We start from the raw sequence: 16,134 nt of genomic DNA, 5'->3' as shown, positions 1-16,134 counted from the left end.
GAGGCGCCGGAGTCGGCGAGGCTGCGGCGCAGCGGTCCGGGGCGGTGGCCCCCGCCCGGAACCGTACGCATACGGTGCCGCAGCGGAGGGATCCGTCATGTCCGAGGCGAGTGAGGCCACCCAGGCCGACCGGGCGCTGAAAGCGAAGCATCGTGCGATGTGGGCGCTGGGCGACTATCCCCTCGTGGCCACGGACGTCATCCCGGACCTGGGGCCGGAGCTCGTACGGGAGAGCGGCGTCCGGCCGGGGACCCGTGTGCTCGACGTCGCGGCCGGTTCGGGGAACGCCGCCATCCCCGCGGCCCTCGCCGGGGCGGACGTGGTGGCGGTGGACCTGACCCCGGAACTGCTGGAGGCCGGCCGTCGGCTCGCCACGGAGCGCGGTGCCGAGCTGGAATGGCGTGAGGGCGACGCCGAGGAACTGCCTTTCGCGGACGCGGACTTCGACGCGGTGGTGTCCTGCGTCGGCGTCATGTTCGCCCCGCACCACCAGCGGGCCGCCGACGAACTGGTCCGCGTCTGCCGGCCCGGCGGGAGGATCGGCCTCGTCAACTGGACTCCGGAGGGGTTCATCGGGCAGATGTTCGCCGCCATGCGCCCGTACGCGCCTCCGCCGCCGCCCGGAGCGCAGCCGCCGCCGCTGTGGGGCGACGAGAGCCATGTGCGCTCCCTGCTCGGCGACCGCGTGACCGGCGTCGACGCCCGCCGTCAGCTGCTGCGCATCGAGGCGTTCTCCGGTCCGGAGGAGTTCCGGGACTTCTTCAAGCGCTGCTACGGCCCGACCCTCGCCGTCTACTCCGCCATCGCCGACGACCCCGACAAGGTGACCGCCCTCGACACGGCGCTCGCGGACCTGGCCGCCGGACACCTCGCGGACGGGGCCATGGAATGGGAGTACCTGCTGATCACGGCCGACAAGGCCGCCGCCTAGCAAGGGCGTTCGGCGCTCTGGTCCGGGCGGGCGGTGCGCCGGCGGGGCCGAGCGAGGTCGGGCCGGCCCCGGGGTTGCGTGACGGAGCCAGGAGGTGGTGGGCCCCCGTTCTCGGGGGCCCACCGGTTGTGCTCAGTAGGCGTCGCGTCGCCCCGCCGCCCCGTTCGGGGTGCCGGTGACGGTGAACTGCGAGCCCGGTTCGATGAGGACGTCGCCCTGGGCCGAGCCGGTGATCGTCACCCCGGACAGGACGGCGCTGCCGCGGGCGCCGCTCATCGCGAGGATGCCGGAGCCGTTGGTGGAGTTGTCGATGCGCACGTTCGTGATCTTCACGCCCGGCATCGCGCCGCCACCCGTCTTGAACTGGATGCCGTCGTACGTCGAGTCGTGGATCTCGGTGTCCCGGACGGTGACGCCCGGGATGTCCTGGCCCTGCGCGAACAGGGTGATCGCGCCGAACTCCTGGTCCTCGTTCCAGAACGCGCCGCCCGTGCGGTACAGGGCGTTGCCCGCGATCAGGGTCTCACCGGTGAAGGGCAGCGGGTCGTGGTCGGTGGCCAGCATGATGCCCGGGTAGTTCATGGTGTCGGAGACCACGTTGTTCTCGATGGTGTTGCCGTAACCGCCGTACACCGCGATGCCGTTGGCCCGCCAGGGCAGCTGGATCGTGTTGTTGCGGAAGTGGTTGTCGTGGCCGACGTCCACCGAGGTGTCCTTCACGTACTTGCTGGCCCACACGGCGAGCGCGTCGTCGCCGGTGTTGCGGAACGAGGAGTTGTAGACGGTGGAGTTGCGGGTGCCGTTGGCGAAGTTGATGCCGTCGGCGTAGGTGTCGCGGATGCGTACCCCGGTGAACTCGAGCCCGTCGCCGGGGCCCCACAGTTCGGGGATGTTGGAGTAGTCGCGGCCCACCCAGACACCGACGTTGGCATGCTCGATCCACACGTTGGTGATCTTCGTGCCCTTGCCGAAGCGGCCGTTGAGACCGACGCCGCCCTCGGCGTTGCCGTCGCCGCCGCGGATGGTGCCCGAGCCGAAGACGGCGATGTCGGAGATCTGGGTGTTGGAGTCGATGTCGAAGCCGAAGTTGCCCTCGTGCGGATGGTTGATGCCGCCCGCGTCCTGCGGCGGGGTCAGCGTGTACAGCTGGGAGTGCCACATGCCCGCGCCGCGGATGGTGACGTCCCGGATGCCCACCTGGTTGAACTGCCCGCGGTTCAGCGGATCGTCGGTGAGGATCTTCTGCTCCTGGCGCCACTGCCCGGCCGGGATCCACACACAGGAGATCTGGCCGTTCTGGTCGGCGGTGACCGCCCGCTGGATGGCGTCGGTGTCGTCGAGGCCGTCGTTGGGCACGGCGCCGTACTCCGTGATCGAGGTGCAGGCGGCCGGCTTGGACGCGGCGGGGGCCACCTGCTCCAGGTCGACCAGGTCGATCACCTGGAAGGCGGCCGAGTCGCCGGCGTCGCGCTGGAGGCGGAACACGGTGCCCGCCGGGTAGCTCTTCGACAGCAGGGCGTGGGACTCGTCGAACAGGCGTCGCGCGTCACCGCCCGGCCGGTTGGTCAGGCCCTCGGGGTCGTCGGTGGCGCCGTACAGCCAGCTGTGCTTGGACGACAGGGTCAGCTTCTGCACGAACGCGCCGTCGGCGTACAGGCTGACGGTGGCGTCCGCGCCGCCGCCGGACGCGGAGTCCGGGACGGAGTTGCGCACCACGAGGGAGTTGGCCGCGTCGGTCGAGGTGAACTCCACGTACTGGCCGGTCGAGGTGAGCCGGACCGACCGGCGGCCGGAGGACTCCGTGGCGAAGTTGGTGTGCCCGAAGGTCCGTTGGGCGTCGGCGGTGAGGAGGGTGCCGGTGTACCGGCCGTCCTCCGCCTCGTACTCGGTGTACGGCACCGCGGCGCCGCGTCCGACCACCAGGGACTTGGTGAGGACGTTGTTGTTCTCGTCGGTCTCGGTGACGACCCCGGTGGCGTCGGCGGTCGCGGTGAGGGTCGCTCCGCCCGCGGTGGCCGTCCAGGTCCCGTTGATCGCCACGTTCACCGTGGCGTCGGGGGCCACCTGGCCGGTGGTGCCGTTCAGGGTGGTCGAGCCGGCCTGGAGCCGGGTCACCGAGCCGGCGGGAGCGGCGCTGATCCCGCGGTTGTGCACGGTGACGGTGAAGGAGACGGGCTGGCCGACGGCCGGGTTGGCCGGGCTGGTGGTGATCGAGCGCACTTCCAGGTCAGGGCCGGGAGCCTGGGTGACGACCAGTCTGTTCGCGGCCGTACGGCTGTTGTTGCTGTCGTCCAGCTCCGGGACGGTGCCCCGGGGGTCGACGACGGCCGACACGCCGTAACTGCCCGACGCACGGGTGCCGGTGGCGACGTCCACGGTCGCCGATGCGCCCGGGTCCAGTGCCGGAACGGCGGCGCTGCCCGCGACCGTGCCCTCCACACTGACCTCGACGGTGGTGGCGGCGGAGCGCGCGGTGCCCGCGTTGCGCACCGTGGCCTTGACGGTGACCGCGTCCCGCTCGCTGGGCGCGGCCGGCGTCCAGTCGAGGGTGGTGACCGTCAGGTCGGGGGCGGGCGCGGCGGTGCCCACGACCTGGAACTCGGCGACCTGCCCGCCGGGGGCGCCGGAGTTGGCGGTGAAGTGCAGCCGCACGTCGGACCAGCGGCCGCTGACCGGAACGGTCACCGTGTTGCCGCTCGCCGGGCTGAAGGAGTACGACTTCGCGGCGGCCAGTGAGGTGAAGCCGCTCGCGGACTGCTGCCTGCCGAGGACCTGGACGGTCTGGGTGCGGGCCGCCCACACCGGGGCGGGGTCGAGCTTGAGGACCACGCCGGTCACGTCGGCGTCGGCGCCCAGCTTGACGGTGAGGTCCGAGGGCTGACCGGCCGCCTCCCAGTAGGTGGAGACGGAGTCGTCGGTGGCGTTGGCGGCCACGTAGGACTGCGTGGAGGAGGTGGCCTCGGCCGGCTTGTTGCGGGCCAGGTTGGTGCCGGCCGGCGGCGGGTCGCCCGGGTCCGTGCCGCCGTCCTCGCCGTACACCTCCAGCTCGGAGAGCTGTGCGGCGTTCCAGCCGGTGTTGCCGGAGACGTTGACACGGACGTACCGCACGTCCGCCGGGGCGGCCAGGGCGACGGACACCGTGTTGGCCTGGGCGGGGTCGAACACCCGGACCGCGGAGGCCGCGAGCGTGCTGAAGCCGGAGCCGTCGCCGCTGCCCTGCAACGACAGGGTCTCGTTGCGGCTGCCCCACCCGGTGGGGAGCTTGAGCACCACCCGGTCCACCTCGCGGGCCGCGCCGAGGTCGACCTGCGCCCACTGCGGGAAGGACCCCGCCGGGCCCTCCCAGTAGGAGGCCTGGACACCGTCGGTGAGGTTGCGGGCGGGGTACTCGGCGTGCGCGCCGCCCGCCGTGGCGGGGCGGCCGAGGGCGAGGTTGACGTCGGCCGCGGCGGGAGCCGCCCGGGCGGGGGAGACGAAGGCCAGCGGAAGCAGGCCGGTCGACAGGAGCCCGGCGACGACCGCGCCGGTCACGGGCCGGCGGCCCGGTGGTCTCCAACTCATGAGGTCCTCTGTTCGGTCGGTGAACACGGGAGAGGGCACGGCGGTTCGGCCCCGGAGGTGCGGGGAGGCGCAGAGGGTGCGGGATACGGGGAGGAGAGTGCGGGACCGGCCCCGAGAGGGGCGACCCGAGGTGGGGGAAGCCAGCCGTGCACGCAAATTGAGTTGAACAGTCGATTCTTTGCGGAAAGTACGCCCACAGGTTTCTAGCGTGTCTCCGCTTTGTCAACGGTCCCGGCAGTAGCGGGAGTTGACTACGCAAGCCGCTTGCGTTCCTTGCGGATCCGCTTGCGTTATCGCGAAAGCCCGCACGAAAGTCGCTGTCCCGGCCCCTGTGCAGGTCCACCCGGGGGTGGGCGGGTCGGATCCGGCACGGTCCCGACGGTGGACGAACCCTGGTCTGTCTGCAACTCTCTGATCGATTCACGCAAAAGCGGTGCCCTGCCCCGCACATTGAGGCGTGTCCGGTGCACCGTCGAACCGTCCATCCACCAACCGTGTCCCTCCGCACCACGACGGACGGGACGGAGATCGGGGAGAGATGAGACCGAAGCGCAGGGGATGGCGGGCCCTGGCCGCCGTCCTCACGACCAGCCTGCTGATGCTGGGCGCGTCGTCACTGACCACCGCCTCGGCGGCCGACGGCCCCAACCTCGCTGCCGGACGGCCCGCCGCGGCCAGCAGCGCGCACTCCGAGTACGCCGCCCGCAACATCACCGACGGGGACCAGGGCTCCTACTGGCAGAGCGCGGACGGCAACCTGCCGCAGTGGGTCCAGGCCGACCTCGGCTCCACCGCCCGCGTCGACGAGGTGGTGCTGAAGCTGCCCGCGTCCTGGGAGAGCCGCAGCCAGACCCTGTCCGTGCAGGGCAGCGCCGACGGCACCGGCTTCACCACCCTGAAGGCCTCCGCCGCCTACACCTTCAGCCCCGGCGCGGCCAACACCGTCACGTTGGCCTTCCCGGCCGGCCAGACCCGCTACGTACGGGTCGAGATCACCGCCAACACCGGCTGGCAGGCCGCCCAGCTCTCGGAACTTGAGGTGCACGCGGCGGGCGAGTCCTCCACGAACCTCGCCCGCGGCCGCACCCTCACCGCGAGCAGCCACACCGAGACATACGTGCCGGCCAACGCCGCGGACGGCAACAAGGCCAGCTACTGGGAGAGCCGCAACAACGAACTCCCGCAGTGGATCCGGGCCGACCTCGGCTCCTCCCTCGGCGTCGACCGCGTGGTGCTGAAACTCCCCGACGGCTGGGGCGCCCGCACCCAGACCCTGAAGATCCAGGGCAGCGCCAACGGGACCGACTTCACCGACCTCACGGCCTCGCGGGCGTACCAGTTCACCCCGGCCGACGGGAACACGGTGACGATCACCTTCGACACCGCCACCACCCGCCACGTCCAGGTCCTGGTCACCGCCAACACCGGCCGGCCCGCGGCCCAGTTGTCCGAGCTGGAGGTCTACGGTCCGGCGACCGGCGACACCCGGGCGCCCACGATTCCCGCGAACCTGGCGTACACCGAACCTGCCACCGGGCAGATCCGGCTGACCTGGAACGCCTCCACCGACGACACCGCCGTCACCGGCTACGACGTCTACGCCGACAACGCACTGCTGACCTCGGTCGCCGGCAACGTCACCACGTACACCGACACCCGGGCCGCGAGCGCCACGGTCTCCTACTTCGTGCGGGCCAAGGACGCCGCCGGGAACGTCTCCGGCAACAGCGACACCGTCACCCGCCGCGGCGGGACCGGCGACACCCAGGCGCCCACGGCTCCCGCGAACCTGGCGTACACCGAGCCGTCCGCCGGGCAGATCCGGCTGACCTGGAACGCCTCCACCGACGACACCGCCGTCACCGGCTACGACGTCTACGCGAACAACAGCCTGCTGACCACGGTCGCGGGCAGCGTGACCACCTACACCGACAACCGTCCCGCCACCACGACCGTGTCCTACTTCGTGCGGGCGAAGGACGCCGCCGGGAACGTCTCGGGGAACAGCAACACCGTCACCCGCACCGGTACCTCGGGCCCCGGCTCCAACCTCGCGGTCGGCAAGCCCATCACGGCTTCCTCGACCGTTCACACCTTCGTGGCCGAGAACGCCAACGACAACTCCACCGCCACCTACTGGGAGGGCTCCGGCCACCCCGCCACGCTGACGGTGAAGCTCGGCGCCAACGCCGACGTCACCTCGCTGGTCCTGCGCCTCGACCCGGACAGCTCCTGGGGCCCGCGCACCCAGACCGTCCAGGTGCTGGGGCGCGAGCAGTCCGCGAGCGGCTACACCTCGCTGGTCGCCGCCAAGGACTACGCCTTCAGCCCGGCGAGCGGCAACACGGTGACCGTCCCGGTGGCCGCCCGCGTCGCCGACGTCCAGTTGCGGTTCACCGCCAACTCCGGTGCCCCCGCGGGGCAGATCGCCGAGTTCCAGGTGATCGGCACCGCCGCGCCCAACCCCGATCTGGAGGTCACCTCGCTGACCGCCTCGCCGGCCTCGCCCGTCGAGTCGGACACCATCACCCTGTCCGCCACCGTCCGCAACAGCGGAGAGACCGCGGCGCCCGCCAGCAGCCTCGCGCTGCGACTGAACGGCACCAAGGTCGCCACCGCCGCCGTCGGCACCCTGGCCGCCGGCGCGCAGACCACCGTCAGCGCCTCGATCGGCGCCCGTGACACGGGGACCTACCAGCTCAGCGCCGTCGCCGACGAGGGCGGCACGGTGATCGAGCAGAACGAGTCCAACAACACCTACACGGCGCCCACCGCGCTCACCGTGCGCCCGGTCAGCAGCTCCGACCTGGTCCCGGTGGTCACCACGTCCCCGTCCGGTCCGGCCGCGGGCGACACGGTCACCTTCCGGGTCGCCGTGCGCAATCAGGGCACCGTCGCCTCTACGGGCGGCGGCCACGCCCTCACCCTCGTCCTGGTCGACTCCAAGGGAGCGACCGTCCGCACCCTGACCGGCTCCCACGACGGGGTGATCGCCGCCGGCGCCACCACCGCACCCGTCGCCCTCGGCACCTGGACCGCCGCCGACGGCACCTACACGGCGCGCGCCACGGTCGCGGCCGACGGCAACGAACTCCCCGTGAAGCGCGAGAACAACACCGTCGAGCAGGCCCTGTTCGTCGGACGCGGCGCCAACATGCCGTACGACCTGTACGAGGCGGAGGACGCCACCACGGGCGGCGGCGCCACCACCGTCGGCCCCAACCGCACCGTCGGCGACCTCGCCGGCGAGGCGTCCGGCCGCAAGGCCGTCTCCCTCAACGGCACCGGCGAGTACGTGGAGTTCACCACCCGGGCGGCCACCAACACCCTGGTGACCCGCTTCTCCATCCCCGACGCACCGGGCGGCGGCGGGACCGACGCCACCTTGAACGTCTACGTCGACGGCACCCTCCGCAAGGCCCTGCCGCTCACCTCGCGGTACGCCTGGCTGTACGGCGCCGAAGCCTCGCCCGGCAACGCGCCGTCCGTGGGCGCCCCGCGCCACCTCTACGACGAGGCGCATCTGATGCTGGGCGAGACCGTCCCGGCCGGGGCGAGGATCCGGCTCCAGAAGGACGCGGCCAACACCTCGCGCTACGCGATCGACTTCGTCAGCCTGGAGCAGGTCACGCCGATCGCCAACCCGGACCCGGCGGCGTACACCGTCCCGGCCGGCCTCACCCACCAGGACGTGCAGAACGCCCTCGACCGGGTCCGGATGGACACCACCGGCAAGCTCACCGGCGTCTATCTGCCGCCGGGCGACTACCAGACGTCCTCCAAGTTCCAGGTGTACGGCAAGGCCGTGCAGGTCGTCGGCGCCGGACCCTGGTACACCCAGTTCCACGCCCCGGCCGGCCAGGAGAACACCGACGTCGGCTTCCGGGCCGAGGCGAGCGCCAAGGGCTCCGCGTTCCGCGGCTTCGCCTACTTCGGCAACTACACCTCGCGCATCGACGGACCGGGCAAGGTGTTCGACTTCGCCAACGTGTCGGACATCGTCATCGACGACACCTGGACCGAGCACATGGTCTGCCTGTACTGGGGCGCCAACACCGACCGGATGACGATCAGCAACTCCCGTATCCGCGACACGTTCGCCGACGGCGTCAACATGACCAACGGGTCGACGGACAACCACGTCGTCAACAACGAGTCCCGCTCCACCGGCGACGACAGCTTCGCGCTGTTCTCGGCGATCGACGCGGGCGGCGCCGACATGAAGGGAAACCTCTACGAGAACCTGACCTCGCTGCTGACCTGGCGGGCCGCGGGCATCGCCGTGTACGGCGGCTACGACAACACCTTCCGCAACATCCACATCGCCGACACCCTGGTCTACTCCGGCATCACCATCAGCTCGCTGGACTTCGGCTACCCGATGAACGGCTTCGGGACCGACCCGACGACGGTGGAGAACGTCTCCGTGGTCCGTTCCGGCGGGCACTTCTGGGGCGCCCAGACCTTCCCCGGCATCTGGCTGTTCTCCGCGTCCAAGGTGTTCCAGGGCATCCGGATCAACGACGTCGACATCGTCGACCCGACCTACTCCGGAATCATGTTCCAGACGCAGTACGTCGGCGGCCGGCCGGTGAACCCGATCAAGGACACCGTCCTCACCGACATCTCGATCACCGGCGCCCGCAAGAGCGGCGACGCCTTCGACGCCAGGTCCGGCTTCGGACTGTGGGCGAACGAGCTGCCCGAGGCCGGTCAGGGTCCGGCGGTCGGCGAGGTCACGTTCAACGGGCTGCGCCTGAACGGCAACGCCGTGGACATCCGGAACACCACCTCCACCTTCAAGATCAACATCAATCCCTGATCGCCGACATGCAAGAGAGCCATGAATCCTGACGGAAACTGAACATTGAGGCCTTGGTTGGCGCAAGCCGCTTGCGTGGCTTGCGCTAACCTTGCGCCCATGACGCGACGACTTGCTCAGGTTGCCAAGAAGGTAGGGGTCAGCGAGGCCACGGTCAGCCGGGTGCTCAACGGCAAGCCGGGGGTCTCCGAGACCACCCGTCAGTCGGTGCTGACCGCGTTGGACGTGCTCGGCTACGAGCGCCCCACCCAGCTGCGCGGCGAACGCGCCCGCCTGGTGGGACTCGTCCTGCCGGAGCTCCAGAACCCGATCTTCCCGCTGCTCGCCGAGGTCATCGGCGGCGCGCTGGCCCAGCAGGGGCTGACCCCCGTGCTCTGCACCCAGACCAAGGGCGGCGTCTCCGAGGCGGACTACGTCGACCTCCTCCTCCAGCAGCACGTCTCCGGCGTGGTCTTCGCCGGAGGGCTGTTCGCGCAGGCCGACGCCCCGCACGACCACTACCGGCAGCTCGCCGAACGGCGCATCCCGGTGGTCCTGATCAACGCGCCCGTGGAGGAACTGGACTTCCCCTGCGTCTCCTGCGACGACGCCGTCGCCGTGGAACAGGCCTGGCGCCACCTCTCTCTGCTGGGCCACGAGCGCATCGGGGTCGTCCTCGGGCCCCGCGACCACATGCCCTCCCGGCGCAAGCTCGCCGCCGCCCAGGCCGCGGCCGAGGCGGCCGGCGCCCCGCTCTCCGACGACCGGGTGGAGCGCTCGATGTTCTCCCTGGAAGGCGGCCAGGCGGCCACCTCGCGCCTGCTGGACCGCGGGGTCACCGGCATCATCTGCGCCAGCGACCCGCTGGCCCTCGGGGCCATCAGGGCCGCCCGCAGGCGCGGTCTCGCGGTGCCCGAGCAGGTGTCCGTCGTCGGCTTCGACGACTCCGCCTTCATGAACTGCACGGAGCCCCCGCTGTCCACCGTGCGCCAGCCCATCGAGGCCATGGGACGCGCCGCCGTGGACCTGCTGTGCACCCAGATCCAGGGCGGCGAAGTGCCGCCCGGTGAGCTGCTGTTCGAGCCCGAGCTGGTCGTGCGCGGCTCGACGGCCCAGGCGCCGCGCGACTGACGGGGCCCGTCCCGCCCGGCGCGCGCCCCTCGCGTACACCCTGCCCGTCGCGTCATCGGCCGGCCCACGGAACCTCGTGGGCCGGCCGCGTCATGTCACCGCCCGTCCGGATCCGTCCCTCCCGGGGTGCCGGTCCTGGGCTGTCGGTCCCGGGCTGCGGGTCCCGGGGTGCCGGTCCGGAAGCGGTACGCAATGTTCCGTACTCGACATCGACTTGCAGGGAATCGCCGGGTGCAGACCGCTCCATCTGCGTTGCTCTGTCAAGCAATTACGAAATCAGCGCGAGATATTGCGCAGTCTTGTTGGCGGTGATTGAGTGTGCGGCGCCCCACCTCGTACCGGCGAGGGGGCGCCTTCCACGTTCATGCCCGAAGGGGACCACCCATGAGAAGAGCTCGGTTCCGCCGCACCCGCCGCGCCGGCGCGGTCACCCTCGTCTCCGCCCTCACACTGACGGCGCTCGCCGCCTGCGGCACGAGCAGCAGCGACGACGGCGACAACGGCGACGGGAACAGCGCGAACGCCAACCCCGCCGCGCCGCTGGATCCCAAGACCAAGGTGACCATCACCATCGACTGCATGCCGCCGGCGGCCAAGAAGGCCGAGCTCAAGGAGTGGAACGAGGACGTCAAGGAGTTCAACAAGACATACCCCAACGTCACCGTGCAGGGCCGCTCCACCCCGGGACAGTGCCTGGAACCGCCGCGCTTCACCGCGATGCTCAAGGCCAAGTCCCAACCCGACGTGTTCTACACCTACTTCACCGACCTCGACCAGGTCCTCGACAACGACGGCGCCCAGGACATCAGCGCCTACGTCAACGACAGGACCGTGCCGCTGCTGAAGGACATCGACCCCGACGTCCTCGGCTCCCTCAAGAAGGACGGCAAGCTCTACGGCCTGCCCACCAGCAACTACCGGATGGGCCTGCTCATCAACCGCTCCCTCTTCGAACAAGCCGGCCTCGACCCCGACACCCCGCCCGCCACCTGGGAGGACGTCCGGACGGCGGCCAAGAAGATCGCCGGACTCGGCGGCGGCGTGGCCGGCTTCGGCGAGTACAGCGCCGGCAACACCGGCGGCTGGCACTTCACCGCGCAGATGTACAGCCTCGGCGGAGAGGTCGTCGACGCCTCCGGCACGAAGGCCGCGTTCAACGACGCGACCGGCAAGCAGGTCGCCCGGAACCTCCACGCGATGCGCTGGGACGACGACGCCATGGGCAAGACCCAGCTGCTGAAGTGGGGCGACCTCCAGAAGCAGATCGCCACCGACAAGCTCGGCATGTTCCTCGCCGCGCCCGACGACGTGACCTACATGGTGCAGCAACTCGGCGCCAAGTACGAGAACTTCGGCATGGGCCCGATCCCCGGCGGCAAGAACACCCTCGCCGGCGGCAACAACTACATGATCAAGAAGGGCATCTCGTCCGACAAGGTCAAGGCGTCGATCGCCTGGCTCAACTTCAAGTTCACCACCGTCGGCAAGGGACAGTACGACTGGGAGCGCACCAAGGCCGACAGCCTCCCCGTCGGGCTCCCGCAGCCCAACCTGTGGCTGAACGAGAGCAAGACCAAGGACGACGCCGCCCGTCAGCAGTTCGCCACCATGCCGGTGCAGAACTTCAAGGCCTTCATGGACAACCCGGTCCCGGGCAAGGCCGAGCCCCCGAAGGCGCAGGAGATCTACAAGGTCCTCGACAACGTGATGTCCGGCATCCTCACCAACAAGGACGCCGACATCGACAAGCTCCTGTCGACGGCGGAGACCCAGGTGAACCAGGTCCTCGCCAACCAGTGACCCCCGCGGGGCCGGGCGGCCGTCCGCCGCCCGGCCCGCGAGCGGCCCCACGGCCCGCCCCCGCCCGGCGGGCCCGGCGCCCGTCCGCCCACGTCACGCATCCGGACCGTCCCGTCCGGCGACACCGCAGTCCGACCGAGGAGCACCCATGTCGGCCCCCACCCTCACCCAGGACCCGGCGGCCAAGGAACGCCGTCCCCGCCGGCCGCGCGCTGGCACCGTCCGGCCGCCGGCCGGAGGCCTCGGCAAGGCCCTGCGCCGCAATGTCACCGCCCATGGATTCCTCATCGGCGCGGTGCTCTGCTTCGCCTTCTTCTCCTGGTACCCGATCGTCCGCGAGTTCCTGCTGGCCTTCCAGAAGACCGAGGACGGCCGGGTCAGCTGGACCGGCTGGGACAACTTCGTCACCATCTGGAACGACCCCGCCTTCGGCCAGGCCTGGCGCAACACCCTCTGGTTCACGGTCCTCGCCCTCGTCCTGGGCTTCGCCGTCCCCTTCGTCACGGCCCTCGTCATCAACGAGTTCCGGCACGGCCAGGGCTATCTGAGGCTCCTGGTCTACCTGCCCGTCATGCTGCCGCCCACCGCGTCCGTACTGCTCTTCAAGTACCTCTACGACCCCGGGTACGGCATGTTCAACGAGGTGCTGGACGTCTTCGGCGTACCCGCCCAGCAGTGGCTCCAGGACCCCGACACCGCGATGCTCTCCGTGGTGGTCGCCTCCACCTGGATGAACATGGGCGGCGCGACCCTCATCTACCTGGCCGCGCTCCAGAGCGTCCCGGGCGAACTGTACGAGGCCGCCGAACTCGACGGGGCCGGCCTGCTGCGCAAGGTGTGGCACGTGACGATCCCGCAGACCCGGCTGATCCTGGCGCTGATGCTGCTCATGCAGATCATCGCCACCATGCAGGTCTTCATCGAGCCCTTCCTGCTGACCGGCGGCGCCGGACCCGAGGGGTCCACCACGACCGTCGTCTACCTGATCTACCAATACGCCTTCAACTTCAACAACTACGGTGCCGCGGCGGCGCTCGGCCTGATCCTGCTCGTCACGCTGGCCGCCTTCTCGGCCGTGTACGCCAGGCTCAACCGCGCCACGGAAGAGTAGGACCGGGGGAGACACGGACATGTCCACACGCACGCTCATCTCGCCCGCCGCCCTCACCCGCCCACGCGGCAGGCTGCTGTACTGGCTGTGCTTCGCGCTCGTCGTCGTCCTGTTCACGCTGGCCTTCCTCGGCCCGCTGTACTGGATGGTGTCCGGCGGGCTCAAGACCACCCAGGAAGCCGTCCAGACACCCCCGACCTGGGTGCCCGGCTCCGTCCACCCGGAGAACTACCAGCGGGCCTGGGAGGTGATGGACCTCGCCCGCCTGCTCCTCAACACCCTGTACTACGCGTTCGGCGCGCTCGCCTTCCAACTGGTGCTGGACGTCGCCGCCGCCTACTCCCTGTCCAAGCTGCGCCCCGTCCTCGGCAGGGTGATCCTCGGCCTGATGCTCGTCACCCTGATGATCCCGGCGACCGTCCTCGTCGTCCCGCAGTACCTCACCGTGCTGGACATGCCCGTCATCGAACGCAACCTGCTCAACTCGCCCTGGGCGATCTGGCTGCCCTCGGTGACCAACGCCTTCAACATCTTCCTGCTGAAGCGGTTCTTCGACTCCATCCCCAGGGAACTCCTGGACGCCGCCTCCATGGACGGCGCGGGCCCGCTGCGCGTCCTGTGGTCCGTCGTCCTGCCGATCTCCCGGCCCATCCTCGGCGTGGTGTCCATCTTCGCGGTCGTCGGCGTCTGGAAGGACTTCCTCTGGCCGATGCTGGTGCTGCCCGACCCCACCGGCCAGACCCTCGCCGTCGGCATCTACTCGCTCGCCACCAGCGTGCCCGAGAACGTGCTGATCGCCGCCCTCACCATCGCGTCCCTGCCGACCCTGCTGCTGTTCCTTCTCTTCCAGCGCAACATCATGGGCGGACTGACCGCGGGCGGCCTCAAGGGCTGAACCCGACCTCCCCTCCCGGTACCAGCGTCCACCCGGCTCCTCCCGCCGGCCGTGGGCGCCGGGCCCGCCCGGCCCGTCGGTACCCCTTCCGATCCTCCGCCGCCGCCCCGTCCTCGACGCCTCGCTGTCCGGGGCGGCGGCGGAGAACCACCCCTGCCCCGAAAGGACCGTCACGTGGCAGCCCCGCACCCCGACAAGACCCCCGCACCCTCGGACGACTGGTGGCGTGGCGCCGCCATCTACCAGGTGTATCCCCGCAGTTTCGCCGACGGCGACGGCGACGGCACCGGGGACCTGGCGGGCGTACGGGCGAGACTGCCCTACCTCGCCGAACTCGGCGTCGACGCCATCTGGTTCACCCCCTGGTATCTCTCCCCGCTCGCCGACGGCGGCTACGACGTCGCCGACTACCGCACCATCGACCCCGCCTTCGGCACCCTCGACGAGGCCGAGAAGCTGATCGGAGAGGCCCGGGCCCTCGGCATCCGCACCATCGTCGACATCGTCCCCAACCATGTCTCCGACCAGCACCGGTGGTTCCGGGCCGCGCTCGCCGCAGGGCCCGGCAGCCCCGAGCGCAAGCTGTTCCACTTCCGCCCCGGACGCGGCGAGGACGGCGAACTGCCGCCCAACGACTGGCCGTCGCAGTTCGCCGGCCGGACCTGGACCCGGGTCGAGGACGGCGAGTGGTACCTGCACCTGTTCACCCCCCAGCAGCCCGACCTCAACTGGGCCCACCCGGCGGTCCGCGAGGAGCACGAGGACGTCCTGCGCTTCTGGTTCGAGCGGGGCGTGGCCGGCGTCCGCATCGACTCGGCGGCCCTGCCGGCCAAGGACCCCGACCTGCCGGACTTCGTCGAGGGCCGCGACCCGCACCCGTACATCGACCGCGACGAACTGCACGAGATCTACCGCTCCTGGCGGAGCGTCGCCGACGCCCACGGCGGTGTCTTCGTCGGGGAGGTATGGCTGCCGGACGCCGAGCGCTTCGCCCGCTACCTGCGCCCCGACGAACTGCACACCGCCTTCAACTTCAACTTCCTGGCCTGCCCCTGGGACGCGGAGCGGCTGCGCGCGGCCGTCGACGACACCCTGGCCGAACACGCCCCGGTCGGCGCGCCCGCCACCTGGGTGCTGTGCAACCACGACGTGACGCGCACGGTCACCCGTTACGGCCGTGCGGACACCGGATTCGACTTCGCGACCAAGGAGTACGACACCCCGACCGACCTGGCGCTCGGCACCCGCCGGGCCCGCGCCGCCGCCCTCCTCACCCTCGCGCTGCCGGGCTCCGTCTACCTCTACCAGGGCGAGGAACTCGGCCTGCCCGAGGCGGAGATCCCACGCGAGCGCATCCAGGACCCGATGCACTTCCGCTCCGGCGGCGCCGACCCCGGCCGTGACGGCTGCCGGGTCCCGCTGCCGTGGACCGCCGGCGCCCCGTACGCGGGTTTCGGCTCGCGCACCGAGCCCTGGCTGCCGCAGCCCGCGGGCTGGTCCGCGTACGCGGCCGACCTCCAGGCCGCCGACCCCGGTTCGATGCTGGTCCTCTACCGCACCGCGCTGCGGCTGCGCCGTACCGAGGCGGGCCTCGGCGACGGTCCACTGGAGTGGCTGCCCGCCCCTGCCGGGGTCCTCGCGTTCCGCCGGGCCCCCGGCCTGGTCTGCGTGGTCAACCTGGCCGCCGCCCCGGCCGTCCTTCCCGAGCACGAACACGTCCTGCTCGCCAGCGGGCCCCTGGACGCGGCGGGCCGGCTGCCGGGCGACACCGCGGTCTGGCTGCGCGCATGAGCGAAACGTCCGTTCTCGCCGGGCCGGGGGCGGGGGGCGCCCCCCCCCCGCCCCCCCCCCCCGGGGGGGGGGCCCCCCCCCGCGCCCGCCCCGCCCCCCGGCCCGCGCCCTGG

General features: G+C 71.1%; 8 protein-coding genes. 7 read left to right on the top strand and 1 reads right to left on the bottom strand.

The annotated features are described in order from the left end of the window. The first annotated feature begins 97 nt into the window (after nt 1-97). A complete protein-coding gene (locus ABT070_RS24885; protein ID WP_351764061.1) occupies nt 98-931 on the top strand; it encodes a class I SAM-dependent methyltransferase in 834 nt (277 codons plus the stop codon). A gap of 132 nt (nt 932-1,063) precedes the next feature. Here the strand turns inward: ABT070_RS24885 and ABT070_RS24880 are convergent, their stop codons facing one another. Next, nucleotides 1,064-4,492: a CARDB domain-containing protein gene (locus ABT070_RS24880; RefSeq protein ID WP_351764060.1), complete on the bottom strand. Its 3,429-nt coding sequence runs from the start codon at nt 4,490-4,492 to the stop codon at nt 1,064-1,066. 538 nt (nt 4,493-5,030) lie between these two features. Between ABT070_RS24880 and ABT070_RS24875 the strand changes: the two genes are divergently transcribed. The 6 genes from ABT070_RS24875 (at nt 5,031) to ABT070_RS24850 (ending at nt 16,021) form a co-directional block, all read left to right on the top strand. Next, nucleotides 5,031-9,314, top strand: coding sequence for a discoidin domain-containing protein (locus ABT070_RS24875; RefSeq protein WP_351764059.1), 4,284 nt, complete (start codon nt 5,031-5,033; stop codon nt 9,312-9,314). Nucleotides 9,315-9,413: 99 nt separating this feature from the next. After that, complete coding sequence (locus ABT070_RS24870; RefSeq protein ID WP_351764058.1) at nt 9,414-10,424, top strand: LacI family DNA-binding transcriptional regulator; 1,011 nt, start codon at nt 9,414-9,416, stop codon at nt 10,422-10,424. 384 nt (nt 10,425-10,808) lie between these two features. After that, nucleotides 10,809-12,224 carry an ABC transporter substrate-binding protein gene (locus tag ABT070_RS24865; protein ID WP_351764057.1) on the top strand — a complete coding sequence of 472 codons (1,416 nt, stop codon included), beginning with the start codon at nt 10,809-10,811 and terminating at the stop codon, nt 12,222-12,224. Between the two features lie 148 nt (nt 12,225-12,372). Next, entirely contained in the window at nt 12,373-13,335 is a 963-nt protein-coding gene (locus tag ABT070_RS24860) for a carbohydrate ABC transporter permease (protein ID WP_351764056.1), read from the top strand. A gap of 19 nt (nt 13,336-13,354) precedes the next feature. Further along, nucleotides 13,355-14,230 (top strand): carbohydrate ABC transporter permease, encoded by an 876-nt coding sequence (locus tag ABT070_RS24855; protein ID WP_351764055.1) that lies wholly within the window; start codon nt 13,355-13,357, stop codon nt 14,228-14,230. 174 nt (nt 14,231-14,404) lie between these two features. Further along, a complete protein-coding gene (locus ABT070_RS24850) occupies nt 14,405-16,021 on the top strand; it encodes a glycoside hydrolase family 13 protein (RefSeq protein ID WP_351764054.1) in 1,617 nt (538 codons plus the stop codon). The last annotated feature ends 113 nt before the right edge of the window (nt 16,022-16,134 follow it).

The sequence above is a fragment of the Streptomyces sp. NPDC002884 genome, from assembly GCF_040295245.1.
In the GTDB taxonomy this organism is placed as follows: domain Bacteria; phylum Actinomycetota; class Actinomycetes; order Streptomycetales; family Streptomycetaceae; genus Streptomyces.
The sequence above is the reverse complement of the archived record's forward strand: the minus strand, read 5'-3'. Positions and strand labels throughout refer to the sequence as shown.

Excerpts from the sequence above, each read along its gene's own strand:
- ABT070_RS24885 (WP_351764061.1), top strand. The coding sequence starts at position 98 with ATGTCCGAGGCGAGTGAGGCCACCCAGGCCGACCGGGCGCTGAAAGCG.
- ABT070_RS24880 (WP_351764060.1), bottom strand. The coding sequence starts at position 4,492 with ATGAGTTGGAGACCACCGGGCCGCCGGCCCGTGACCGGCGCGGTCGTC.
- ABT070_RS24875 (WP_351764059.1), top strand. The coding sequence starts at position 5,031 with ATGAGACCGAAGCGCAGGGGATGGCGGGCCCTGGCCGCCGTCCTCACG.
- ABT070_RS24870 (WP_351764058.1), top strand. The coding sequence starts at position 9,414 with ATGACGCGACGACTTGCTCAGGTTGCCAAGAAGGTAGGGGTCAGCGAG.
- ABT070_RS24865 (WP_351764057.1), top strand. The coding sequence starts at position 10,809 with ATGAGAAGAGCTCGGTTCCGCCGCACCCGCCGCGCCGGCGCGGTCACC.
- ABT070_RS24860 (WP_351764056.1), top strand. The coding sequence starts at position 12,373 with ATGTCGGCCCCCACCCTCACCCAGGACCCGGCGGCCAAGGAACGCCGT.
- ABT070_RS24855 (WP_351764055.1), top strand. The coding sequence starts at position 13,355 with ATGTCCACACGCACGCTCATCTCGCCCGCCGCCCTCACCCGCCCACGC.